Here is a 24,136-nt window from a genome sequence, read left to right as displayed (position 1 = left end):
TTTACCCCCCTTAGTGTTTAAGACTCTGTGCTGCAGACAAAGTGTGTTCGAAATGACTGCATGTCAAACAACACAAAATGTATTATAACAATTATGTGACATATCCATTCTACTCCCGACTTTCGGAAGCGTCAAGGCAACGGTTTCACCTTTTTAATACTAAAAAACAATATGGTTTCACAAATTTATTCTGTCCCATTGTAAAATATTTTTTCAATAACAACTCTTTTTGTATATAATAGGTCATAGAGAAAGAGGGGATTTTAGTGCAAACATCATTGAAACAAGGACTTCATAATTCACCTGAATCAGATACCCAAATGGACATTCCTGTATTCGGATATGAATTACTTAGGGATATATTAATTCCGGGAATTCTTGGCAAGGATACTAATGAAATCTCTTATTGGGCAGGAAAACATATAGCTCGCAAATTTCCACTGCTTTCTACTGAAGAAGTTAGTTCCTTCTTTCAAGAAGCATCGTGGGGGATGCTGAAGCTTGTTGAGGAAAGCAAAAACGAGATAAAGTTTGAGCTTAATGGAAAATTAGTGGATAGAAGAATTCAAATGAATTCGGACCCTTGCTTTACGTTAGAAGCTGGTTTTATTGCTGAACAAATTCAAAATCAAAAACAATTTATATGTGAAGCATATGCCGAATTAAATAAAAAGAAAAACCATGTTTTCTTTACAGTTCGTTGGGATAGGAAGGAGCCTATAAAATAACTTAAGCTGTTCAATCATTGTTATGATTGAACAGCTTATTATTTTACTGCACTTCCCCTACTACTTCACCTAACTGAAAAGCTTCATGAAGAATTTGGGCTGCCTCTTTCATCTTATCTTCGTTAATGACTACTGATACTTTAATTTCAGATGTACTAACCATTTTAATTTGAATATCTTTGTCAGCAAGTACTTGGAACATCTGAGCTGCAACTCCTGGATTTGAGATCATTCCTGAACCAACAATGGAAACTTTAGCGAGCCCAGCTTCATATTCGATGCTATCAAACCCGATTTTGTCTTTTTGATTTTCAAGCACTTGTACTGCTGCTTGGCGATCTTTATTTTTTATTGAAAAAGATAAATTGGTTTTATTTCCATCTGTTTGACTTTGGATAATGATATCTACGTCAATTTGATTGTTGGCTAGTTCCGAAAAAACAGCGGATAAGCCAGTCATTTCATTTTTCAATCCAAAAATAGTTAATCTTGTCATATCTTTTTCAAATGCTACGCCTCTTACTATGAGGTTATTTTCCATTGATACTTCCTCCTCGATGATTGTACCTTCTTTATTTTCTGTGCTTGATCTAACTTCAAGCGGCACACGGTGATTTTTAGCAAATTCAACTGCACGTGGATGTAGAACCCCGGCCCCTAGATTTGCAAGTTCAAGCATTTCATCATAAGAAATAGATGGAAGTTTTCTTGCTTGTGGGACGTAGCGAGGGTCGGAAGTAAATACGCCGGTTACATCTGTACAGATGAGGCAACGTTCCGCACCTAGTGCTGCTGCTAAAGCGACAGCTGTTGTGTCGGATCCCCCTCTACCTAATGTTGTAATCTCTCCATCCTCCGTAACTCCTTGAAAACCCGCAGCAACTATGATTTTTCCTTCATTTAATTTTTCTTTAATATGATCGGTTTTCACGTCAACAATGCGTGCATTGGAATGAACCTTTTCAGTAACGATCCCGGCTTGCCAACCCGTAAAGGATACAGCCGGAGCCCCCATTTCCGATAAAGCCATAGATAAAAGCGATATTGAAACTTGTTCTCCAGTAGCCAAAAGCATATCCATTTCACGTTTGGCAGGGTTATCTGTTATTTGACCTGCAAGCTCAAGAAGCTGGTCAGTCGTTTTTCCCATTGCAGAAACTACCACAACGACCTCTTTGCCTCCTTTTTTCAGTGAATGAATCCTTTGTGCTGCATTTTTGATTCTTTCGGTAGTGCTCAGTGATGAGCCTCCAAACTTGATGACTATTAAGCCCATGATTCTGCCTTCCTTCCAAATAAAATAAAAGCGTAAGCGCCTTGCCCATCGACGTACAGGCCCACAGGATGTGGGTCCGTCGACGTCGTCACAGGAAGTGACGGTTTTAGTCGACGTTCCTTATTTGACCTTCGACTGAGATAAAGGAAACACGATAAGCCTGCAAGGCGAATCTGGCTTCCTTATCGTAGGGAGAAGGCAAGAAGTTTGCTAGTCGATAGGCGCTGTAGCTAGAAAATAAAAAAAGCAATGAGCTTAAAACTCATTGCTTGTGAAACGCACATTAAAATGATCACAACATGAGATAGCTCTCCAAAAGGATTTAAATCCATTTTGACAATCCTACATTTCTTAAACGCAGGACCAGCGGAAAAGGAAAAGGAGCTCTTTATCCACTTCGGCAAACCAACCCTTTCAAAACCAATCATTGAAGCCCTTCTTCTCATGGTTTTTACTATTGAAAGTTTGCAACCTCTATCGAAATAATGAAATTGGAACAATTATAACATTGAGTTGTCATTTACTCAATAGCTATTTGTCCAATTGATCCTTTAATCCTTCAGCAATATTTCTTGGAATTCCCAAATTTATAATCTCTTCAACAGTCGCTTCTTTCATTTTTTTCAAAGATCCGAAATGACGGAGTAAGGCTTTTTTCCGGACAGGACCGATTCCTTCTACTTCATCAAGGGCTGATTGAAAAGCGGATTTTCCGCGTAATTGTCTATGAAAAGTTATGGCAAATCGGTGAACTTCATCTTGAATTCTTTGAAGCAAATAAAATTCCTGACTATTTCGTTCCAATGGAACAATTTCAAGTGGATTACCGAATAATAATTGTGAAGTTCGATGTTTTTCATCCTTTGCCAACCCGGCAATCGGTACATGCAAATTAAGTTCATTTTCCAAAATATCCTTCGCTGCATCAATTTGACCTTTGCCTCCATCAATAATAATCAAATCAGGCAATGGTAGATTTTCTCGCAGTACTCTCGTATATCTCCTTCTTACCACTTCGCGCATTGATTCATAATCATCTGGCCCTTTTACAGTCTTAATCTTATATTTCCTATACTCTTTCTTATCGGGTTTTCCATCCACAAATACGACAAGTGCTGAAACTGGGTCGGAACCTTGAATATTAGAATTATCAAATGCTTCAATTCGGTAGGGCGTATATATTTGCATGGCCACGCCTAATCTGTCTACCGCATGGATCGTTCGCTCTTCGTCCCTTTCAATTAAAGCAAATTTTTCTTTCAATGCAATTTGAGCATTTTTTGTAGCCAATTTAACAAGGTCTTTTTTCTGCCCTCTTTTTGGCTGAATGACCTTTACTTCTAGTAATTGCTCCGCCAACACTTGATTGACAGACTCAGGTAAAAGGATTTCTTTCGGTTTAAAATGGTTGGTTTGGGCATAAAACTGACCGAGAAAGGTTAGAAATTCTTCTTCATGTTCACTGTACACAGGAAAAAGCGAAACATCCCTTTCGATTAATTTACCTTGACGAATAAAAAATACTTGAACACACATCCAGCCTTTGTCTAATGCAAATCCAAATACATCGCGGTCTGTAAAGTCGGCTGACATCATTATTTGCTTCTCCATGGTAGTCTCGATGTGCGTAATTTGATCACGAAATTCTTTAGCTCTTTCAAACTCAAGACTTTCAGCTGCCTCATGCATCTTTTTTTGCAAATCTATTTTTATAGACGTAAAGCCTCCATTTAAAAATTTCGTTATTTCATCCGTCATTTGTTTATATGTCTCGGAGGCAATTTCATTCACACATGGAGCTAAGCATTGACCAAGATGGTAATAAAGGCAAACTCGATCAGGCAGGGTTTGACATTTTCTAAGAGGATAGAGGCGGTCAAGAAGCTTTTTCGTTTCATTTGCAGCCTGTGCATTCGGATATGGGCCAAAGTATTTACCTTTATCCTTTTTTACCTTCCTAGTGATGATCAGGCGCGGATGTCTTTCATTCGTTAATTTAATATATGGATAGCTCTTATCATCCTTGAGCATAATATTGTATTTTGGACTATGCTTTTTAATCAAATTCATTTCCAAAATAAGTGCTTCGATATTAGACCCCGTCACAATATATTCAAAGTCTTCAATTTCATTAACAAGACGCTGTGTTTTCGTATCATGTGTACCGGAAAAATAGGAACGAACCCTATTTTTTAAAACTTTTGCTTTACCAATATAAATAATCGTATCTTGGCGATCTTTCATCACATAACATCCTGGCTGATCAGGTAAAATCTCCAATTTATGTTTAATTATCTCGTTCATAAAAATCACCTCAATCTATCACAAACATATATCTTATTATATTGAAAAAAATCCGAGCCATAAAGCCCGGATTTTTACAATTCTTATTTCTTATAGATGTTTATTTACCAATTCTGCTAGTGCCTCTTTTGGTTGAAAGCCAACAGTTTTATCGACTAGTTCACCATTTTTTAGGACTACCAATGTTGGAATACTCATAATGCCGAATTTACTTGCAGTTTCTTGGTTATCATCAACGTCTACTTTAACGATTTTTGCTTTTTCACCAAGTTCTACATCTAATTCCTCCAAAACAGGAGCAATCATTTTACAAGGGCCACACCAAGGTGCCCAAAAGTCCACTAATACGACACCTTCACTCGTTTCAGCGGAAAAGCTTTCATCAGTTGCATGAGTAATTGCCATATGTCATACCTCCTAATTATACATTCGAATCTAGCGCAAGTATAACATCATCCATTCGTTCACGCTAATCATTTGCTCAATTTGAAGAACCTGCTTTCATTTTGCGAAATTCCTCTGTCAATAGTGGAACAACTTCAAATAGATCACCTACAATGCCATAGTCCGCAACATTAAAGATATTAGCTTCAGGATCCTTATTAATGGCAACAATCACTTTGGAATTGGACATGCCAGCTAAATGTTGAATAGCGCCTGATATTCCACATGCGATGTACAAATCTGGTGTCACAACTTTACCAGTTTGCCCTATTTGCAATGAATAATCACAATAGTCCGCATCACACGCACCCCTGGAAGCACCAACAGCCCCTCCAAGTACATTAGCTAATTCTTGGAGCGGTTCAAACCCCTCAGCACTTTTCACACCACGCCCACCTGCAATAATGACTTTTGCCTCTGATAAATCAACACCTTCACTTGCCTTCTTAACAACTTCTTTAATGATTGTTCGTAAATCCTTTATTTCTACAGATACGGATTGTATGTCTCCCGCTTTGTTTTCATCTTTGCTTAATGGATCGATATTATTTGGACGGATTGTAATAAAAACAATTCCTTCGATTATTTTTTTCTTTTCGAATGCCTTCCCAGAATAGATAGGTCTTATAAAAGTATAACCATCGTCCTTTACTTCAAGTGAGGTAACATCAGAAATCAGACCAATATTGAGTTTGCTTGCAATTTTTGGAGAAAGATCTTTCCCAAGAGCAGTGTGTCCGAACACAATGCCTTCGGGATTTTCTTTTTCTATAATTGTAAGGAGAGCCTGGGAATAACCATCCGAAGTGTAATGTTTTAATTTCTCATCTTCGACAGTTAAGACACGGTCCGCTCCATATTGAATCATCTCTTTCCCAAGGCTTCCTATTTGATCTCCAACTAAAACGGCAACCACTTCGCCGCCATTAGCGATTTGTTTTCCGGCTGCAATCGCTTCAAATGACACGTTTCTTAAAGAGCCTTCTCGAAGTTCACCAAGAACAAGTACCTTTTTGCCCATGTTTATTCCCTCCTTAAACTTTTCTTTTTAACAAACCTGCAAGTTCTTTCACTTGTGCTTCAATATCGCCTTCCAAAATTCTCCCAGCATCTTTTGCTGGAGGAAGAAAAATTTCAATCGTTTCTGTTTTCGCCTCTACATCCTCTTCCTCTAAATTCAGATCATCAAGTTCAAGTTCTTCCAATGGTTTCTTTCGGGCTTTCATAATTCCCGGAAGAGAAGGATAGCGCGGATCATTTAAACCTTGCTGTGCTGTGACAAGCAAAGGTAAGGATGTTTCAATAATTTCTGAATCACCTTCTACATCTCTAGTCAGCAATACCTTTTCTCCGCTAATTTCTAGCTTCGTAATCGTCGTAACATGTGGAATTCCCAGTATATCTGCAACCCGTGGACCTATTTGACCGGAGCCGCCATCAATTGCAACATTTCCAGCTAGAATTAAATCTGGCTCTTTATCTTTTAAATATTCTCCAATAATAGTAGATATCGTAAACTGATCGCTTTCTTCAATATCATCCTCTATATTAATTAATACAGCTTTATCCGTACCCATTGCGAGTGCAGTTCTAAGTTGCTTTTCTGCATCTTCCCCGCCTACGGTGACAACGGTTACCTCCCCGCCATGTTCATCACGGACTTGAATTGCTTCTTCTATAGCATATTCATCGTAAGGATTAATAATAAATTCTGCACCATCTTCATTAATTTTACCGCCGGAAATAGAAATTCTTTCTTCCGTATCGAAAGTTCTTTTCATGATTACAAAAATATTCATAAACCGCCCCTCCTAATATTGGAATCTTTTAATCACTTACCTGTAAATCTAGGATGACGTTTTTCAAGAAAAGCACGAATTCCTTCTTTGCTATCCTCTGAGTCAAATACGAAACCGAATTTATTGGCTTCTTGCTTAACTCCTTCATAAAACTCATCAGTCTTACAATATTGAAGTAAATCAATTGCAGCCTTTAACGCAATAGGACTTTTAGCTGCAATTTTTTGCACCATATCCTTTGCTTTGTCTAAAAGCTGATCCTCAGGAAATGAATGATTGGCTAAGCCCCATCTAACAGCATCAATCCCTGATAAAGGCTCACTTGTAAACAACATTTCCGCAGCTTTTGCTGTTCCAACTAAACGCGGAAGGCGCTGTGTACCTGCAAACCCAGGAATTAAACCTAATTGTAATTCAGGTAAACCAAGTTTGGCATTTTCACTAACAAGTCTAATATGACATGCCATCGCAAGTTCCAGTCCACCCCCTAGAGCTGCTCCATGGATCGCCGCAATAATTGGTTTTGGAAAATTTTCGATTTGTTCAAAGATTTCTTGACCATTTACTGCAAGTTTTGAAAATTCTTCTCCGTTTGCAATACCTGTAAACTCTTTTATATCAGCTCCTGCAGAAAAAAATCGACCTTCTCCATGAAGTAAAATCGCCCGTACTTCTGAGTCCTCTTTCAATTGATCAAGCAAATTACCAATCTCTTGTATTAATCCGGATGATAAAGCATTTGCGGGGGGGCGATTAATTGTAATAATTGCAGCGTTTCCGTCTTTAATAAGGGATAGATATGACATTTCATTTCACTCCTTGACCATATTATCTTGCCGCGCATCCATGTAAAAGTAGACTGTGAACAGAAGGCGCCAACGAAACCAAGTCATATTTTTGATCATTAATAACCCATGTTGTTACGGTTTCATCCATTGTCCCAAAAATCATTTGTCGTGCAAGACGTATATCCAGATTCTTATCAAATTCATTCCTCTTTTGTCCAAAACGTAAAATATCATCGACTACATGCAAATATTCTTTCAATACTTCATTAATTTCCATTCTAAGCTCTTTGTTTGATTGCCTTAATTCAAGTTGGGTAACAATCGCCAAATGTCTATCCTCTGAAAGTATCGTAAAATGATTTTCTATCATTACTAATAATTTCTCCGCAGCCGTTTCTTTTCCTGCAATAACTTCTTTCATTTTTTCTACGAAGTAACCCATTCTTTCACGGAAAACTGATATTAAAATATCTTCTTTACTTTCAAAATATAGATAAATTGTACCGTCCGCTACCCCCGCTTGCTTGGCAATTTTTGAAACTTGCGCTTGATGATAGCCATTTTCAGCAATGGCGATTACTGCGGCATCGATAATTTGTTTGTATTTAGGTTTATTTCTTTTCATTAACTTTCACCTGCTCACTGCTCATTACGAGCTAAATGAAAAAATGAATGATTATTCATTCATACTTTCATCATAAAGAGTGGCTTTTTTTATGTCAAGTATCGCCACTAAAAAAAGAGCCCCCTTCGGCTCATAATGTTCATTTTTTATTAACCGAGTTTTTCATCATGATGTAATTTATTTCTTTCTTCATCAACCAAAACACGGCGTAGTATTTTACCTACAGCTGTTTTGGGCAATTCTTTACGGAATTCGTAGATCTTTGGTACTTTATAAGCTGCTAAATATTTTCGTGCATATTCATCGAGTTCTTCTTCAGTAACTTTTGCCCCTTCCTTCAATACAATATATGCTTTTACCGTTTCGCCACGATAAGCATCAGGGACTCCAGCGACAACTAATTCTTGAATAGCCGGATGCTCATAAAGGACTTCTTCAATTTCCCTTGGATAAATATTGTACCCTCCAGCGATAATCATATCTTTCTTTCTATCCACTACATAAAAAAAACCTTCTTCATCCATATAACCCATATCACCCGTTAATAACCATCCATCCTTAAATGTAGCAGCGGTATCTTCAGGTCTATTCCAGTATCCTTTCATAATTTGAGGGCCTTTAACAGCTATTTCACCAATTTCGCGAGGTGCCGCGGGTTCTCCAGTTTCAGCGGAAATAATCGCAGCATCTGTATCAGGCCATGGAACTCCGATACTTCCTTTCACGCTTTTTTGTCCATAAATAAAATTAGCATGAGTTACTGGAGAGGATTCAGTTAATCCATATCCTTCAACTAACTTTCCTCCAGTGATTTCCTCAAATTTTTGCTGGACTTCAACAGGGAGAGGAGCGGAGCCGCTTAAGCATGATTCAATAGATGAAAGATCATATTTGTGTAATTCTGGGTGATTTAATATCCCGATATAAATGGTGGGAGCGCCAGGGAAAATAGTTGGTCGTTGTTTATGAATGGTTTTCAGCGCAGTGTCAACATCGAATTTTGGCAAAAGAATCATTTTATAACCTTGCATGACCGCTAAAATTAATACCGTAGTCATTCCGTATACGTGAAAGAAAGGTAATAATCCTAAAATGATTTCTTCACCTTTTTTCGCTTCATAGAGCCAAGCATCACACGCAGTAGCGTTGGCAATTAAGTTCTTATGGGTTAGCATGACCCCTTTCGGATATCCTGTTGTGCCTCCAGTATATTGCAGCAAAGCTAAATCGTTGTCAAAGTCAAAATCATATTCATATAAATCAGGCTTAGCTTCTACCATAATATTTTTGAATAAATGTTGATTCCCCTCATGTTTAACATTAACAACGATCCCGGTATTTCTTTTTTGAATAAACGGATAAATGATGTTTTTTGGAAAAGGCAAATAGTCTTTGATAGCGGTTACAACAATATGTTCAAGCTTTGTACGTTTCATTACTTTCGATATACGGGGATATAGAATATCGAGAGAAATAATCGCTTTTGCTCGGGAATCTTTCATTTGATACTCAAGTTCCCTCTCTGTATAAAGAGGATTAGTCTGTACGACAACCCCACCTGCATATAAAATTCCATAATAGCTAATAACACCTTGCGGACAATTTGGGAGCATTATAGCAACCCGATCACCTTTTTTGATGCCAATTCCTCGAAGATAATTAGACATCTTTAGGGAACATTCATATAATTCCTTATAAGTCATTTCCTTCCCCATAAAATGGATAGCAACTTTATCAGGGTATGATTTGGCTGCTTGAGTTAAATAAGATTGGACAGTTTTCGGTTCATATTCTAACGTTGTCGGTATTGATTCAGGATACAGTTTCAACCACGGCTTCTTTTCCATACAATCCCCCCTCGTTTTAAAATGAACAGTTTGAAAATTAGAACTTCTCTCCTATATTATATGATAAGAGTATCCTTCATTCAATTTATTCATGAAGGAATATTACATTCATTATATAATTATGAATAGAGCAATCAAAATACTCATATAAAGGTGATAAAAATGAAACTAGGGATGATTGGGATAGGAGATATCGCAAAAAAAGCTTATTTACCTATATTATCGCAAACGAAAGGTATTGAGCTACATATATGTACTCGGAATGAAGAAACACTAGCCAATGTTGCTTCTACATATCGAATAAATCAAGCTTATCATCACTTGGATGCGCTACTCTCAAGTGGCATTGAAGCAGCATTTGTTCATAGCTCCACGGAATCACACGAAGCGATTATTGATCAACTTCTGGATAACGGAATCCACGTATATGTTGATAAGCCAATCACTTATTTTAGTGAGTCCTCAAAAAGGCTTATTGAAAAAGCTAAAAGGAAAGGCCTCATACTCATGGTTGGTTTTAATCGAAGATATGCACCGCCATACAGAAAACTAAAGGAATTATCGACCCCAAATATGATTCTCATGCAGAAAAATCGTGGCCATCATCCTGCGGACACAAGAACGTTTATTTTTGATGATTTTATTCATGTTATTGATACATTACTGTATTTATTTCCCTATACAATTGAGGAAATAATCATACGTGGAAAACAAAAAGACGGGAAGCTGCATCATGTAACGTTGCAACTTGAATCAAATAAAGGTACGGCAATTGGAATCATGAATCGCGACGCGGGAACAACAGAAGAGATCGTAGAGGTAATGAGCTCGGATGAGACGCTAAAAGTAATGAATGTTAGGGATATTACTTCACATAAAGATAAAAAGATTCTTGACTATGGAAGTGATGATTGGCAGCCTACACTAGAAAAAAGAGGCTTCTATCATATTATTACTCATTTCTTAGATTTAGTGCGAAATGACGCACAACCATACAATGGATATGAAAGGGATTTAGAGACTCATTTACTTGCAGAAAAAATTGTTCAACATTTTATGAAATGACAAAAGAGGGGGAGTCTTTAATGAGGGCACTGAAAAAGTCCCCTTAAAATGAATGACAATTTTAAACGTAGTTGTTGATTTGCGCTTCAGGCGCTTCGCTTTCCGCGGGCGGTACGGGAAGCCTCCTCGGCGCAAGCGCCTGTGGGGTCTCCCCTGTTCCGTACTCCCGCAGGAGTCTACGCGCCTTCTGCTCCAATCAACAGTGTTAATAATCAGGGATGGCTTTTAACATAGCCAAAGAAAAAAAGGTATCAAACCTCTTAATTAAAGGGAATTATACCTTTTTTGCTGTATATTTTAGTATCAAATGTTAACGGGTGGTTGCTATGATTCAAAAACAACAATCAATGATTTTGAGTCCCTATATGGCTATTTACGATTTAGTTGTTCCAAAGGATAATATGATGCGTAAAATTAACTATCCGATAGATTTTTCATTTGTTTATGATGAACTTGAAGATAAATATTGCCATGGACAATGGTCGAAACGCTATCGATCCTATTCGTATGTTCAAATATTTATTGTTAAAGACGATTTATACACTTTCCAATGCTGATATAGTTGACCGGTCAAAATACGATATGTCATTAAAGGAAAAGCAAGCATTCTTAGACGGATAAACGGGTCATAGTATCCCAAAAAGTGGATACTATGGACCTTTTTTTTAAGGAGATATTCATTCTATCTATAAAACGAAAGAATTTCAGTACCCTCGTCTTTAATAGCCCCTCTTCATTTATACATTAATTAAATAAATAATACCTACAAGAATAAAAACGCCGCATAAAACAAGCAGCACTTTTGCAAGTTTTTCCACTAAATCCTACTCCTTATGGAATACCCGCGCCAATAACATAGGAAAGTCCAACTGAAATAACGAGGGAAATAAAACCTACAGCGCGGTTATCCTTTTCGATTTCTTTATCAATGTTAAATTTTGGAGTTAAAAATTCAAAAATAAAATATCCCGTCAACAGAAGGAAAAAACCAAATATCCCCCAACCAATCATGACGAACAGAGTGTCATGATGGAGGATTGAATGCCTAAAAACATTAGCTATTCCAAAAATTTTTCCTCCTGTAGCCATCGCAACAGAAATATTCCCTTTTTTGATTTCCTCCCAGTTTTTATACTTCGTAACTAACTCGAAAACAAATAAAAATAAGACGATGCATAGGACAGTTACGCTATAATATCCTGCTGTCTGAATAAATGCATTTTCCCAAAAAGAGTCCATTCGTTTTCCCCCTTTGTGTTTGGGAGGGTATGGCAATAGTAGAATTACTTAAATTCTACTATTGTCACACCGCTTCCACCCTCACCTGCTTCACCTAATCTTATACGTTTAACAGAGCGATGATGTTTCAAATATTCTGTAACTCCCGTCCTAAGCGCACCGGTTCCTTTCCCATGGATAATTGATACACGTGGATAATTCGCCAATAAAGCATCATCAATATATTTTTCTACCATAAAAAGTGCATCTTCATAGCGCTCTCCACGCAAATCCAATTCCAGTTTCACATGATAGTCTCTTCCTTTTACAGTTGCAAGCGGCTTTGTTTCTTTTTTCTCTTCCGCTTTAATAAATACTAGATCTTTCTCTTGTACTTTCATTTTCAAAATCCCTATTTGAACTTGCCATTCATCCTGACCCATTTTTTCAATCAGATGACCCTTTTGACCAAATGTTGTTACAGTCACTTCATCACCAGCTTGAAACTCACGCTTTTGTTTCTTACCTTTTAGGTTTTCGGTGCCTTTATCCAATTTTGGTAAGGCAGCATCTAGCTTCCTTCGTGCTTCGATCAATTCATGCTCTTTTATTTGTGTTCCGCCTTCAAGCCTCATTTGACGAAGTTCGCTCATTACTCCTTCAGCTTCAGCCTTTGCCTTTTCAATTACTTTCCCAGCTTTCGCTTCCGCTTCTTCATACATTTTTTCCTTACGCTCGTAAAATTCTATCATTTGCTTTTGAAGATCTTGAAAAAGCTTTTCAGCATTTCTTAAATAATCATGGGCTTCTTCATAATCATGCTCCGCTTCCCTTCGACTTTTTTCAAGCGAAGCAATCATATTCTCAACTTCATTACTTTCTGTATCTATTAATAAGCGAGCAGATGAAATAACAGATTCTGAAAGTCCAAGCCTTTTAGAAATCTCGAAGGCATTACTCCTACCAGGGACCCCTATTAGTAACCTATACGTTGGACGTAATGTCTCTACATCAAATTCTACACTTGCATTTATTACGCCAGGTCGATTATAGCCGTAGGCTTTTAGTTCGGGGTAATGTGTTGTTGCAACAACATGTGCTCCCCGCTGATATACATCATCCAAAATAGAAATGGCAAGGGCTGCACCTTCCTGTGGGTCAGTACCTGCACCAAGTTCATCAAACAGCACAAGACTGTCACGATCAACCTTTTTTAAAATATCAACTATATTAACCATATGGGATGAGAATGTACTTAAAGATTGTTCTATCGATTGTTCATCACCAATATCCGCAAATACCTTTCCAAAAACAGCAATTTCAGACCCTTCAGAGGCGGGAATTTGCAGTCCGGCCTGTCCCATAAGCGTCAACAAGCCAACTGTCTTCAAGGTAATGGTTTTCCCACCCGTATTCGGTCCAGTGATGACCATGGACGTATACTCTTCACCAAGAGTTATATCATTAGCAACCGCCTCTTCAATTGGCAGTAAAGGATGACGGGCCTTTAACAAGCGAATGATTCCATCTTGATTTATTTTAGGTTTCGTCGCCTTCATTTCTTTTCCAAAACGCGCTTTTGCAAATATAAAATCAAGCTCACCCAAAACATCTACTAAATGATATAAATCATCAGCTGATTCAGCTACTTTAGCTGAAAGTTCTGCAAGAATCCGATCTATTTCCTGCTTTTCCTTTAACTGCAATTCCCTTAATGCGTTGTTTAATTCAACAATAACTTGCGGCTCAATAAAAAGGGTTTGGCCGGAGGAAGATTGGTCATGGACAATTCCACCGTAATGCCCTCGATATTCCTGTTTAACTGGAATGACATACCTTTCATTTCTAATCGTAATGATCGAATCGGACAACATTTTTTGAGCATTCCGATTTCGAATTAAGCCTTCAAGCCTTTCCCTAATTTTCCCTTCGCTTCGTCTTGTTTGTTGCCTAATGCTTCTCAATGCTTCACTTGCAGAGTCAAGGACTTCTCCGCTTTCATCAATGGCATTTTTTATTTTCTTTTCAAGGTCAGTCAACAAAACAATTTGATCAGCTTTACTCTCAAGGATAGGAATGTCCACTTCATTTTCAAGCAATCCTTCAATGAACCGCTTCATGGAACGCCCAGCATAAATAGTGCTTGCCGTCTGCATGAGCTCAAGTGCGTTTAACATTCCGCCTATTTCCGCTCTTTTCACGTGAGGTTTAATATTATGAATTCCACTTAGTGGTGCATGTCCCTTTAGTCTAAGTACGTGGGCAGCTTCATCCGTTTCGTTTTGCATCACTACAACTTCATCCAATGTTACCGATGGCTTTAAACTTCTTATTTTCTCAGCGCCCAACACCGATGAAGCATATTCTTCTAATTGAACAAGGATTTTATTAAATTCAAGGGTTTTAAGTATTTTTGTATTCATCGTAAAACTCCGTCCCTAATCGTTTCTCTTTAAAAAATGCAGCAATTCATCTATTTCCATCGCATTGATGACAGATGCTCTTTTTACCCAACCTTTTATCGCGGCAGAAACACCGATTTCCATAAAATCTAGGCTGCGAATATTATGGGCATCCGTATTAATGGCTACCTTGACACCAGCTTCAATTGCTTTATTTATATGTTTGGCGCTTAAATCAAGTCTTTCTGGATTTGCATTCAGTTCAAGCGCAGTATTCGTCTCTTTCGCCCATTTAATTAATAAGTCAATATCAACATCGTATCCGTCCCGCCTTCCAATTATCCGGCCAGTTGGATGGGCAATCATATCCACATGTGGATTTTGAAAAGCATTATTTAGCCGCTCCATAATTTTCTCTTGCGGCTGCGAGAAACTGGAATGGATAGAAGCGATGACAAAATCGAGTTCTGCTAGCACATCATCTGCGTAATTTAAGCTCCCATCTGGAAGGATATCCATTTCAATTCCTGATAAAATGACAATATCATCATATTTTTCATTTAATGCGCGAATTTCTTCATTTTGCTGTTTAATTCGTTCCACTGACAAACCATTAGCAACCCGCAAAAATTCCGAATGATCGGTGATCGCTATATACTTATAACCTTTTTTCCTACACGCTTCTACCATTTCTTCCAAAGAATAGGCTCCATCTGACCATGTCGTATGCATATGGAGATCCCCTTTAATATCTTCTAACTTGATCAAATCAGTTTGAGCATTGTAAATTTCGATTTCCTGCCCATCTTCCCTTATTTCTGGTGGAATATAAGGTAAGTCAAAGTGGCGGAAAAAATCAAGTTCACTTTTAAACGTTAAAACCTCACCTGATTCTATATTTCCTACCCCATACTCACTGATTTTCTCTCCTCTTTCTTTTGCAAGCTGACGCATTCTTACATTATGATCTTTTGAACCTGTAAAGTGGTGTAAAGCTGTAGCATATTCTTCCTCTGCCACTATTCTAAAATCAACTGAGACTTCGTATCTTCCATTCATTACAATTGTCACTTTCGTTTCTCCAGCTGCAGTCGCTTCCTTTATTCCGTCCAGATTAAGAATTTTTTCCTTAACGGAAGCAGGTTTCTTTGTTGCAATAATAAAATCTAGGTCTTTAATAGTTTCTCTAGTTCGCCGTAAACTTCCTGCTCTAGAAAAAGCAGTAATTTCTTTTATTTCCTTAAGATGATTTTCAATATGCATGGCAAGAGGTAACATGTAAGCAATCGGCAGGCGGCTTGGCTGAGTACCGATTTGAGCAATTGATGAAAGAATGTTTTCTTGCGTTTTCTTCCCAAATCCTTTTAAACCTGCCACCCGATTAGACTCACAAGCTTCTTTTAATGATTGGATATCTTCTACGCCGAGTTCCTGATATAATTTAGAAATTTTCTTTCCGCCAAGCCCCGGCAACTGTAATAAAGGGATAAGTCCTTTCGGCACTTCTTCTTTTAGTTCTTGCAATACAGAAGAAGACCCTTCTTTTATAAATTCCTCAATAACTGCTCCAGTCCCTTTTCCAATACCTGGTATATCTGTAAAAATCGTCATTTCAGAGAGGCTCCGATCATCCGTTTCCAGTGCACCTGCGGCTTTTCTAAATGCCGCAATTTTAAACGGATTTTCCCCTTTGAGTTCCATATATACTGCGATTTGTTCAAGTAAACGTATGATGTCTTTTTTATTAATTTCCATTTTTTCACCAGCCGTTCTAATATTTCTCCTTTAAAACACATGATAACAAAAGAGGCCACCCTATAAAAGTTTAGACCCCTTTATGTAGAAGGGATCCCCACTCTTCCTAGGGACAGCCACTTATTGTTGAATATAATCAAGCCACCACTTTTGAACTTCTTCTGAGAAATACGGCGTATTTTTTAAGATTGCATCCGCTATAGTTGAATCGATTAAGGCGGTTTGAATCATAGCAATCGGAACTAATGCGGCAATGTATAAAAGAATGAATACTAATAAATACATTTCTATTAATCCGAGGATGCCTCCTGCCCAAACATTAATTACTTTAATGATTGGAAGACTGGCAACAATATCAAGCGCCGATCCAATTATCCCTAATACAATTCGTACAGCAAAGAAAATAATGGCAAAGGCAATTACTCGGTAAAAAGCTATATCAAAACTTACCCCGTCCAACACCATTTTTATAGTCTCATTACCGCCTAAATCCGGATATGGGATCCACAGCTTAAGCAATGGAGCAAGATCTTCATAATATTTGTACGCAATAATCAAGGAAACAATAAATCCTACCATGTGTATAAGTTGAAGGATGAAGCCTCTTCGTAATCCAATTAGAAAGCCAAAAACAAGAATAATCACTAAAATAAGGTCTAGCATAAAAAGTTCAGTCCTTTAATCGTTTAAATTCTTCTACTAATTCTTCATACTTTTCTTGTAGTTTAATATATTCATGAATGGTATTGACGGCTGTCAATACTGCAAGTGAGCTCGTATTAAGATTAGGATTTACTGAATTTATCTCACGCATTTTCTTATCAACAATCGCTGCCACTTGCTGCATATGCTCTGTCGTTTCAGTTCCGGAAATGGTATACTGTTGTCCATAAATCATGACCATGGCCCGAATCTTTTCATTTTCCGTCAAACCATTAGCCTCCAATCGATAGAATCCTATTACATATCATATCATGAATAAAAAAAGATGGGAATATATTGTCTAAACATGCGGGACTGATAATAGAGGAAGGATATAAAGTTTGTTTGAAATTTTCTTTAAAATAGAAAGGAAGTGTTCTTTTGGCAAATATCGTTATTCAAGTGACAACAGCTACTATAAAAAATATGGAATCCTTTTACGAAAAAAATAAAACAGATAAAACTCCTCCAGGAGCTATTTTTGCTGCCAAAAAAAATGGTTGCACAATTACCGCGTATCGTTCGGGAAAAGTGATGTTTCAAGGAACTAGAAATGAAGAGGAAGCGAAGCAATGGGGTCAATCCTTGAATCAGTTAACTAAACCAGTTCAGACAAAAACCTCTGGGGCGCCCCTCCCAGCTAACATCTCTTCTATGTCTGCAATCGGATCTGATGAGGTAGGGAAAGGCGACTATTTCGGACCAATGACCGTTGTTGCAGCATATGTAAAAAATGATCAGATGTTACTCTTAAAGGAGTTAGGTGTCAAAGATTCAAAGAATTTAACGGATTCACAGATTATTAAAATTGCCAAGGATTTACTTACATTTCTTCCGTATAGCCTATTAACATTATCGAATGAAAAATATAATAAATTACAGTCTTCTGGAATGACCCAAGGTAAAATTACAGCTCTTCTGCATAACCAAGCCTTAAATCATTTACTAAAAAAAATTGATCCTGAAAAGCCTGAAGCAATTCTCATTGATCAATTTGCAGAGGCGCCAATATATTTCCGCCATCTTCAAGGCCAGAAAGAAATCTTGCGTGAAAATGTTTATTTTAGTACAAAAGCCGAAAGCATACACCTATCTGTTGCTGCCGCTTCCATATTAGCTCGCTATGCCTTTTTAAAAGCATTTGATGAATTAAGTAAAAAAGCCGGTTTTTCTTTAACAAAAGGAGCAGGAGCTAAAGTCGATCAAGATGCAGCGAGATTAATAAAGGCAAAAGGAATATCAGCGTTGAATCAATTTACAAAGCTTCATTTTGCAAATACGAACAAGGCGAAAAAAATAGCGGGTATTACAAAAGCGTAAGCGCCTGTTCATTGACGTACAGGCCCGCAGGACGCGGGTCCGTTGACGTTGCCACAGGACGTGGCGATTTTAGTGACGTTCCTTTTTCGGCCCAAGACTTACGATAAAGGAAACACGGCGAGGAACGAGCAAGTGAAATTGGCATTTCAAATTTCACCTAATGTTGACTACGCAAGCGAAAAGGACAGGATGTTTGCTAGTCGATAGGCGCTGAAGCTAGACGAAAACTTAATAAGGTAAAGCTAATAAGCTCTACCTTATTTTAAATCTATTTTCATTAATCGATCATCATTTTCTGCGGGTGTGCCTCTTCCATCTGTATTATTTGTGATGAAATAGAGTGATTCGTCCTCGATGAAAACATCTCGTATTCGTCCGTATCCTTCGATTAAAATACTAGCTTTGTTTTGTTCAAGATCATAGACTCTAACGGCCTCTCCTCTTAAAGAGGCAATATATAACTTTCCATTAAAATACTCCGTTCCACTTGGTGCCCAAGTATTCCCATTTGTATGAAAGATAGGCGATTCCATCCCCGCTTTTTGCTCATCACCTTGAATATTAGGCCATCCGTAGTTTTTCCCTAAAGCAATCTTATTGATCTCATCATGAGCATTTTGGCCGTGTTCCGTTTCGAACAACTGGCCATTTTCAGACCATGCAAGTCCTTGCGGATTGCGATGGCCATATGAGTATATGGGCGAGCCTTTAAATGGATTATTCGCAGGAATCGAACCATCAAACTCTATTCTTAATATTTTTCCCGATAAACTCTCAGTATTTTGTGCTGATTCAGGAACAGCAGCATCTCCCGCCGTTATATATAATTTCTGATCTGGACCGATTTTGATTCTGCCCCCATTATGAATTTGTGCACCTGGTATTTTTTCTAAAAGAACTTCTTTTTCATTCCATATATTATTTTCTTTTACGATTCGAATGACACGGTTCCATACGTCTCCAGCTTCTTCGTAAGTATGATAGGCGAATGCTTCTAAATCCGTATTAGGAATAAGCTCTATTCCTAAAAACCCGCCTTCTCCTCCAGTGAAAAGTTTTTTTTGCAATTTGACCTGTAATCGTTGAGTCTCCCCAGTTGGTTCATGAACAGTAGTAATAGTTCCATGTCTTTCACTAACATAAAAAGTATCGTTCATTTTAGTTATGGCCCAAGGTACATTTAGGTTATCAGTAATCTGTAATTCACTTTCATTTCCTATTGCATGCAGATCTTCTTCTTTTGGAAGCGAATCAATTCTACCTTCATTTCCCGAACATCCCGCTAGAAATAAAAGCATGAAAAAAGGCCAAAAGCTACGACAAGAAAGACACTTCGGCAAGGGATTCATGATTTTCACTCACTTCCTCCAATTTAAGTAAAATCTTATCCAAATCCTTATCGTATAAATCAAGCTGGTAAAGATCCCATAAATACTTGTATAACTCCTCGATTGCATTCATTTGTGTTTCAGTTAATATGATACCGCCACTAGAAACTGTTTTTAACTCTTGGAGTGATAAATGAACCTGGTTTAATATGAATTCTGTTTTTGTATCTTGCTCCTCCATATAGCCAAACGTGGTCGCCATTGTTTTTAATTCAATATAACTTGAATAAACACGTTCGATTCCACCAAGAAGATGATCTAGCTGTGCTTCGGAAATTGTGTTATTCTCCCTAATATCATTGATAGGCACTTTTTTGTATAAATCTTGTATTCCCATACGAAGACCATTTATATAACTTGTGACCTTTTCAGGGTGGTATTCTTGGGATGAAGTTTTTTGGTAAATCGTCATAATACCAACCGCTAGAATAAATCCAACTAAATATAATAATAAACGTCTTTTCTTCATATTTTCCGTCCTCTAGAAGTTATTTTAATAATGATTGTATAGAATTTATTCTCAATTGTTAAGTACAATGCAAAAACGCGAGCATTTGGCTCGCGTTTTTTGTCTAGGTCCAGCGCCTATCGAATAGCGAACTTCCTGCCCTTCTCCCTTCGATAATTAAACATCGGCACGTTCCTCACCGTGTTTCCTTTGTCTCAGTCGAAGGCCCTGAAGTTCGCACGTCGATAAACAGGCGTTTCCGCTTTTCTTATTACCCTCTTAGTTCGGCACTTGCTTTTTCCTTAAGTTCGGCAAGTACTTTGTTATGCGCTTTTACAACTTCTTCATCTGTAAGGGTTCTTTCAGGATCTGAATAGGTTAAAGAAAAGGCGATTGATTTTTTTCCTTCTTCCATATGTTCGCCTTCATATAAATCAAACACATGGACTGATTTTAATAATTTTTTACCAGCTTCCTTAATAATCGCAGCTAGTGTTCCGGCACTTACATCCTTATCAACCACTAAAGCGATATCCCTGGTAATAGATGGGAAACGTGGAATCGGAACGTAAGCGAGCGGTGGAAGGTCATAATTGAATAAAGCACCAGCCTTAACCTCAAATACGAATGTGTTTTTTAAATCTAATTCTTTTTGTACGTTAGGATGAACTTGCCCGACAAAGCCAATCACTTCACCGGATAATAGTATTTCCGCTGTTCTTCCTGGATGCATACCTTCTATCTCTGCTCTCTGCCATTCAATATTCGCTGAAACTCCCAGTTTCGTAAACAAACCTTCTAAAATTCCTTTTGCTACATAAAAATCTACTGGTTTTTTTTCTCCTTGCCATTCGTTCTCCACCCAAAGACCGGTGATGGCACCCGCAATATGTTCACGTTCATCTGGTTGAACATCCCCGCCATTGCTTAAAAAGACGGAGCCAATTTCATATAATGCGATAGAATCATGTTGGCGAGCTAAGTTGTAAGAAACAGATTCTAAAAGCTGCGGTATAATGCTCAGTCTCAGCCTACTCCGTTCTTCACTCATCGGCATTGCAAGCTTTACCGGTTCACGTGTTTCAATGGCAAAACTTGTTGCCTTTTCCTCGCTTGTCAATGAATACGTAATAGCTTGGTACAGTCCAACCCCTTCAAGAAATCCTTTCGCCGCTCTCCTTCTTTCTTGTACCTGGCTTAACCCCCCAGGTACTGAAGCACCTTTTGGCAAGGTTTTAGGGATATGATCATAGCCGTATAATCTAGCCACCTCTTCTACTAAATCTTCTTCAATCGTGATATCACCGCGGCGTGTCGGAACTGTAACGATAAAAGTATCATCTTCAACCGTTGCTTCGAACTTTAAGCGACTGAAAATTTCGCTGACAGCTTCTCTACTCATATCTGTTCCAAGTACACGATTTATTTTTTCTAATGAAATCGAAACGACTGCAGGTTCAATTCGTAAATGATTAGCTTCTACTATCCCTTCAAGAACCTCGCCATTAGCAAGCTCTGCAATAAGCTGCGCTGCCCGTTCAGCTGCTGGGTGCACCCTTTCCGGGTCTACTCCTTTTTCATAACGGCTGCTAGCTTCACTGCGTAATCCGTGATGCTTTGATGTATTTCGAATCGACTGACCTGTAAAATAGGCAGATTCAAGCAGAATCGTTGTCGTATCATTTCCGACCTCAGAGTTTGCTCCTCCCATAACACCTGCAAGAGCAACTGGTTCTTTCCCGTTCGTAATGACAAGCTGTTCAGTAGTTAAAGTACGTTCCGCATTATCAAGAGTGAAGATTTTTTCTCCTTCATTTGCAAGTCGTACAACCACTTCTTTTGAAGCAAAGCGATCATAGTCGAATGCATGAAGCGGCTGTCCATACTCAAGTAAAATATAGTTCGTGACATCGACTACATTATTATGCGGTCTGATTCCAGCCGACATGAGTCGAGTTTGCAGCCATAAAGGTGATGGCCCAATTTTTACATTTTTAATAATTTTAGCTGTGTATAATGGATTTTCTTCGGTCGCATCTATTCTAACTGATATATAGTCTTCAGCTTTTTCGTTCGATTCTTTAGTCGTGATTTCAGGTAATTTAACTTCTTGATTTAAAATAGCGGCCGTTTCATATGCAACACCTATCATACTGAGGGCGTCTGCACGATTTGGAGTTAAATCAAGCTCTAAGATTTCATCGTCCAAATTTAATAGCTGTAAAGCATCCGAACCGACTTCCGTGTTTTCTGGAAATACGTAAATTCCTTCTGCGAATTCTTTTGCTACTAACTTTCCTTCAATTCCCAACTCCTGAAGCGAACAGATCATTCCATTTGATTCTTCACCGCGAAGCTTTGCCTTTTTAATTTTGAAATTTCCTGGGAGGACTGCTCCTACCTTTGCGACAGCAACCTTTTGTCCTTTAGCCACATTCGGTGCTCCGCAAATGATTTGAACAGGTGCCTCTTCGCCAATATCAACAAGACACTTATTCAGCTTATCAGCCTCAGGATGTTTTTCACATTCAAGGACATGACCAACAACAACATCTTTCATCCCAGCACTTAATTGTTCAACTCCATCTACTTCTATACCACTTCTTGTAATTTTTTCGGCTAACTCAAGCGCTGTTACATTGCTAAGATCAACGTAATCTTGCAGCCATTTATATGAAACAAGCATGTATTTTCCCTCCTAATCTTATTCCTGCACCGCAAATTGTTGTAAAAAGCGGATATCATTCGTGTAGAAATGACGAATATCCTCTACGCCATATTTCAACATTGCAATTCTTTCCGGACCCATTCCGAATGCAAATCCGGTATATTTTTTTGAATCAAATCCTGCCATTTCAAGGACGTTTGGATGAACCATGCCCGCTCCGAGTATTTCAATCCATCCCGTTTGTTTACATACACGGCAGCCATCTCCACCACATATTTTACAAGAGATGTCCATTTCAACTGACGGTTCTGTGAACGGGAAGAAACTTGGACGCAAACGAATTTCGCGATCTTCGCCAAACATTTTTTTGGCAAATACTTCAAGTGTTCCTTTCAAATCACCCATTGTTATATTCTCATCAACTACTAACCCTTCGATTTGTGTAAATTGATGTGAATGTGTTGCATCATCATTATCCCGACGATAAACCTTTCCAGGACAAATGATTTTTACTGGACCCTTGCCTTCATGCTTTTTCATTGTTCGCGCTTGAACAGGAGATGTATGGGTACGCAGCAAGATTTCTTCTGTAATGTAAAAAGAATCTTGCATGTCGCGAGCAGGATGCCCTTTTGGCAAATTTAAAGCTTCAAAATTATAATAATCTTTTTCCACTTCCGGACCTTCAGCCACTTTATATCCCATGCCAATGAAAAGATCTTCTATTTCTTCAATAATCTTTGTAAGTGGATGACGGCTTCCAGTTTTAGCTGGTCTTCCTGGAAGAGTAATATCAATTGTTTCTGATTCTAACTGTTTACGTACGGCAGCTTCTTCTAATTCTTGTTGTTTTTTCCCAATTTCAGCTGTAATCGTTTCTCGCACTACATTGACGAGAGCTCCCATTTTTGGCCGTTCTTCTGTAGATAATTTTCCCATACCCCGCAGAACTTCCGTAATCGGACCTTTTTTTCCTAAATAGGCAACCCGAACTTCATTCAATGCCTTTAAATCATGAGCGTCATTAATTTTAGCCAATGCCTCAGATTCCAATTGTTTTAACTTTTCTTCCACAAAAATTTCCTCCTTCGAATTTTTGAAATACAAAAAAGCCCCAATCCCAAAAAGGGACGAGGCTTTGGTCGCGGTACCACCCTTATAAACATGTGTCTAGCTCTATGCAAAGCACATTAGCTTTTCGTTTCATGCTCACTTCATTGTCATAACGGCAAGCGCCGGGGTATCTTTACGTTTAAACGGTCCCGATACCGACTCAGGAGGCGAACTTCACCTAGATTCCACTGAAAATGCTCACAGTCAAGGCATCTTCTTCCTGATAGCTTTCTCTTGGTTACTTTT

At 38.2% G+C, this 24,136-nt stretch carries 20 protein-coding genes, 1 pseudogene, 1 riboswitch and 1 other annotated feature (1 of these 23 cut by a window edge); of the genes and pseudogenes, 4 read left to right on the top strand and 17 right to left on the bottom strand.

What is annotated here, in order from left to right:
- Window positions 1-266: 266 nt before the first annotated feature.
- Window positions 267-728, top strand: coding sequence for a YslB family protein (locus NQ185_RS09915; RefSeq protein ID WP_257581516.1), 462 nt, complete (start codon window positions 267-269; stop codon window positions 726-728).
- Between the two features lie 43 nt (window positions 729-771).
- Here the strand turns inward: NQ185_RS09915 and NQ185_RS09910 are convergent, their stop codons facing one another.
- The 8 genes from NQ185_RS09910 to NQ185_RS09875 all read right to left on the bottom strand — a co-directional run bounded on the left by NQ185_RS09910 (window position 772) and on the right by NQ185_RS09875 (window position 9,811).
- Complete coding sequence (locus NQ185_RS09910) at window positions 772-2,004, bottom strand: aspartate kinase (protein WP_257581514.1); 1,233 nt, start codon at window positions 2,002-2,004, stop codon at window positions 772-774.
- A 297-nt stretch (window positions 2,005-2,301) separates the two neighbouring features.
- A riboswitch (Lysine riboswitch) is annotated at window positions 2,302-2,489 on the bottom strand.
- A 46-nt stretch (window positions 2,490-2,535) separates the two neighbouring features.
- A complete protein-coding gene (gene uvrC / locus NQ185_RS09905; RefSeq protein ID WP_257581513.1) occupies window positions 2,536-4,308 on the bottom strand; it encodes an excinuclease ABC subunit UvrC in 1,773 nt (590 codons plus the stop codon).
- Between the two features lie 90 nt (window positions 4,309-4,398).
- Window positions 4,399-4,713 (bottom strand): thioredoxin, encoded by a 315-nt coding sequence (gene trxA, locus NQ185_RS09900; protein WP_257581512.1) that lies wholly within the window; start codon window positions 4,711-4,713, stop codon window positions 4,399-4,401.
- A gap of 76 nt (window positions 4,714-4,789) precedes the next feature.
- A complete protein-coding gene (locus NQ185_RS09895; protein WP_257581511.1) occupies window positions 4,790-5,773 on the bottom strand; it encodes an electron transfer flavoprotein subunit alpha/FixB family protein in 984 nt (327 codons plus the stop codon).
- A 13-nt stretch (window positions 5,774-5,786) separates the two neighbouring features.
- Window positions 5,787-6,551: an electron transfer flavoprotein subunit beta/FixA family protein gene (locus NQ185_RS09890; RefSeq protein WP_257581510.1), complete on the bottom strand. Its 765-nt coding sequence runs from the start codon at window positions 6,549-6,551 to the stop codon at window positions 5,787-5,789.
- A 32-nt stretch (window positions 6,552-6,583) separates the two neighbouring features.
- Window positions 6,584-7,357 carry an enoyl-CoA hydratase gene (locus tag NQ185_RS09885; protein WP_257581509.1) on the bottom strand — a complete coding sequence of 258 codons (774 nt, stop codon included), beginning with the start codon at window positions 7,355-7,357 and terminating at the stop codon, window positions 6,584-6,586.
- Window positions 7,358-7,379: 22 nt separating this feature from the next.
- Complete coding sequence (fadR, locus tag NQ185_RS09880; protein ID WP_257581508.1) at window positions 7,380-7,964, bottom strand: fatty acid metabolism transcriptional regulator FadR; 585 nt, start codon at window positions 7,962-7,964, stop codon at window positions 7,380-7,382.
- A gap of 149 nt (window positions 7,965-8,113) precedes the next feature.
- Window positions 8,114-9,811 carry an AMP-binding protein gene (locus tag NQ185_RS09875; RefSeq protein WP_257581507.1) on the bottom strand — a complete coding sequence of 566 codons (1,698 nt, stop codon included), beginning with the start codon at window positions 9,809-9,811 and terminating at the stop codon, window positions 8,114-8,116.
- 162 nt (window positions 9,812-9,973) lie between these two features.
- Between NQ185_RS09875 and NQ185_RS09870 the strand changes: the two genes are divergently transcribed.
- Both NQ185_RS09870 and NQ185_RS09865 read left to right on the top strand, forming a co-directional pair.
- Window positions 9,974-10,876, top strand: coding sequence for a Gfo/Idh/MocA family protein (locus NQ185_RS09870; RefSeq protein ID WP_257581506.1), 903 nt, complete (start codon window positions 9,974-9,976; stop codon window positions 10,874-10,876).
- A 326-nt stretch (window positions 10,877-11,202) separates the two neighbouring features.
- A pseudogene (locus NQ185_RS09865) lies at window positions 11,203-11,470 on the top strand (transposase); the annotation flags it as partial.
- A 237-nt stretch (window positions 11,471-11,707) separates the two neighbouring features.
- Here the strand turns inward: NQ185_RS09865 and NQ185_RS09860 are convergent.
- From NQ185_RS09860 to zapA, 5 genes are all read right to left on the bottom strand, one after another.
- Window positions 11,708-12,115: a DUF350 domain-containing protein gene (locus tag NQ185_RS09860; protein WP_257581505.1), complete on the bottom strand. Its 408-nt coding sequence runs from the start codon at window positions 12,113-12,115 to the stop codon at window positions 11,708-11,710.
- Window positions 12,116-12,159: 44 nt separating this feature from the next.
- Window positions 12,160-14,517 carry an endonuclease MutS2 gene (locus NQ185_RS09855; protein ID WP_257581504.1) on the bottom strand — a complete coding sequence of 786 codons (2,358 nt, stop codon included), beginning with the start codon at window positions 14,515-14,517 and terminating at the stop codon, window positions 12,160-12,162.
- Window positions 14,518-14,532: 15 nt separating this feature from the next.
- Window positions 14,533-16,251 (bottom strand): DNA polymerase/3'-5' exonuclease PolX, encoded by a 1,719-nt coding sequence (gene polX, locus NQ185_RS09850; protein WP_257581502.1) that lies wholly within the window; start codon window positions 16,249-16,251, stop codon window positions 14,533-14,535.
- Window positions 16,252-16,371: 120 nt separating this feature from the next.
- Complete coding sequence (locus NQ185_RS09845; protein WP_257581501.1) at window positions 16,372-16,914, bottom strand: CvpA family protein; 543 nt, start codon at window positions 16,912-16,914, stop codon at window positions 16,372-16,374.
- 7 nt (window positions 16,915-16,921) lie between these two features.
- Window positions 16,922-17,182, bottom strand: coding sequence for a cell division protein ZapA (gene zapA, locus NQ185_RS09840; RefSeq protein ID WP_257581500.1), 261 nt, complete (start codon window positions 17,180-17,182; stop codon window positions 16,922-16,924).
- Between the two features lie 152 nt (window positions 17,183-17,334).
- Between zapA and rnhC the strand changes: the two genes are divergently transcribed.
- On the top strand, window positions 17,335-18,273 hold the full coding sequence (rnhC, locus tag NQ185_RS09835; RefSeq protein ID WP_257581499.1) for a ribonuclease HIII: 939 nt from the start codon (window positions 17,335-17,337) through the stop codon (window positions 18,271-18,273).
- A gap of 257 nt (window positions 18,274-18,530) precedes the next feature.
- Here rnhC and NQ185_RS09830 read toward each other — a convergent pair whose 3' ends face one another.
- From NQ185_RS09830 to pheS, 4 genes are all read right to left on the bottom strand, one after another.
- Window positions 18,531-19,622: a PQQ-dependent sugar dehydrogenase gene (locus NQ185_RS09830; RefSeq protein ID WP_257581548.1), complete on the bottom strand. Its 1,092-nt coding sequence runs from the start codon at window positions 19,620-19,622 to the stop codon at window positions 18,531-18,533.
- Entirely contained in the window at window positions 19,588-20,130 is a 543-nt protein-coding gene (locus NQ185_RS09825; protein WP_257581498.1) for a hypothetical protein, read from the bottom strand. The genes NQ185_RS09830 and NQ185_RS09825 overlap by 35 nt, the downstream gene beginning before the upstream one ends.
- Window positions 20,131-20,380: 250 nt before the next feature.
- Window positions 20,381-22,795: a phenylalanine--tRNA ligase subunit beta gene (gene pheT, locus NQ185_RS09820; RefSeq protein ID WP_257581497.1), complete on the bottom strand. Its 2,415-nt coding sequence runs from the start codon at window positions 22,793-22,795 to the stop codon at window positions 20,381-20,383.
- A gap of 18 nt (window positions 22,796-22,813) precedes the next feature.
- Window positions 22,814-23,851 (bottom strand): phenylalanine--tRNA ligase subunit alpha, encoded by a 1,038-nt coding sequence (pheS, locus tag NQ185_RS09815; protein WP_257581496.1) that lies wholly within the window; start codon window positions 23,849-23,851, stop codon window positions 22,814-22,816.
- Between the two features lie 49 nt (window positions 23,852-23,900).
- Window positions 23,901-24,136, bottom strand: a binding site (T-box leader); it runs 18 nt beyond the window's last position.

This window comes from Lederbergia panacisoli, from assembly GCF_024626525.1.
GTDB lineage: Bacteria > Bacillota > Bacilli > Bacillales > Bacillaceae_C > Lederbergia > Lederbergia panacisoli.
This window is presented reverse-complemented; position numbering and strand designations above follow the sequence as displayed.

What these genes read in the sequence shown, in the direction of transcription:
- NQ185_RS09825 (WP_257581498.1), bottom strand. Translation starts at nt 20,130, where the DNA reads ATGAAGAAAAGACGTTTATTATTATATTTAGTTGGATTTATTCTAGCG.
- NQ185_RS09870 (WP_257581506.1), top strand. Translation starts at nt 9,974, where the DNA reads ATGAAACTAGGGATGATTGGGATAGGAGATATCGCAAAAAAAGCTTAT.
- polX (WP_257581502.1), bottom strand. Translation starts at nt 16,251, where the DNA reads ATGGAAATTAATAAAAAAGACATCATACGTTTACTTGAACAAATCGCA.
- NQ185_RS09895 (WP_257581511.1), bottom strand. Translation starts at nt 5,773, where the DNA reads ATGGGCAAAAAGGTACTTGTTCTTGGTGAACTTCGAGAAGGCTCTTTA.
- NQ185_RS09890 (WP_257581510.1), bottom strand. Translation starts at nt 6,551, where the DNA reads ATGAATATTTTTGTAATCATGAAAAGAACTTTCGATACGGAAGAAAGA.
- NQ185_RS09855 (WP_257581504.1), bottom strand. Translation starts at nt 14,517, where the DNA reads ATGAATACAAAAATACTTAAAACCCTTGAATTTAATAAAATCCTTGTT.
- NQ185_RS09875 (WP_257581507.1), bottom strand. Translation starts at nt 9,811, where the DNA reads ATGGAAAAGAAGCCGTGGTTGAAACTGTATCCTGAATCAATACCGACA.
- trxA (WP_257581512.1), bottom strand. Translation starts at nt 4,713, where the DNA reads ATGGCAATTACTCATGCAACTGATGAAAGCTTTTCCGCTGAAACGAGT.
- NQ185_RS09830 (WP_257581548.1), bottom strand. Translation starts at nt 19,622, where the DNA reads ATGAATCCCTTGCCGAAGTGTCTTTCTTGTCGTAGCTTTTGGCCTTTT.
- NQ185_RS09845 (WP_257581501.1), bottom strand. Translation starts at nt 16,914, where the DNA reads ATGCTAGACCTTATTTTAGTGATTATTCTTGTTTTTGGCTTTCTAATT.
- uvrC (WP_257581513.1), bottom strand. Translation starts at nt 4,308, where the DNA reads ATGAACGAGATAATTAAACATAAATTGGAGATTTTACCTGATCAGCCA.
- NQ185_RS09910 (WP_257581514.1), bottom strand. Translation starts at nt 2,004, where the DNA reads ATGGGCTTAATAGTCATCAAGTTTGGAGGCTCATCACTGAGCACTACC.
- fadR (WP_257581508.1), bottom strand. Translation starts at nt 7,964, where the DNA reads ATGAAAAGAAATAAACCTAAATACAAACAAATTATCGATGCCGCAGTA.
- NQ185_RS09860 (WP_257581505.1), bottom strand. Translation starts at nt 12,115, where the DNA reads ATGGACTCTTTTTGGGAAAATGCATTTATTCAGACAGCAGGATATTAT.
- pheT (WP_257581497.1), bottom strand. Translation starts at nt 22,795, where the DNA reads ATGCTTGTTTCATATAAATGGCTGCAAGATTACGTTGATCTTAGCAAT.
- NQ185_RS09885 (WP_257581509.1), bottom strand. Translation starts at nt 7,357, where the DNA reads ATGTCATATCTATCCCTTATTAAAGACGGAAACGCTGCAATTATTACA.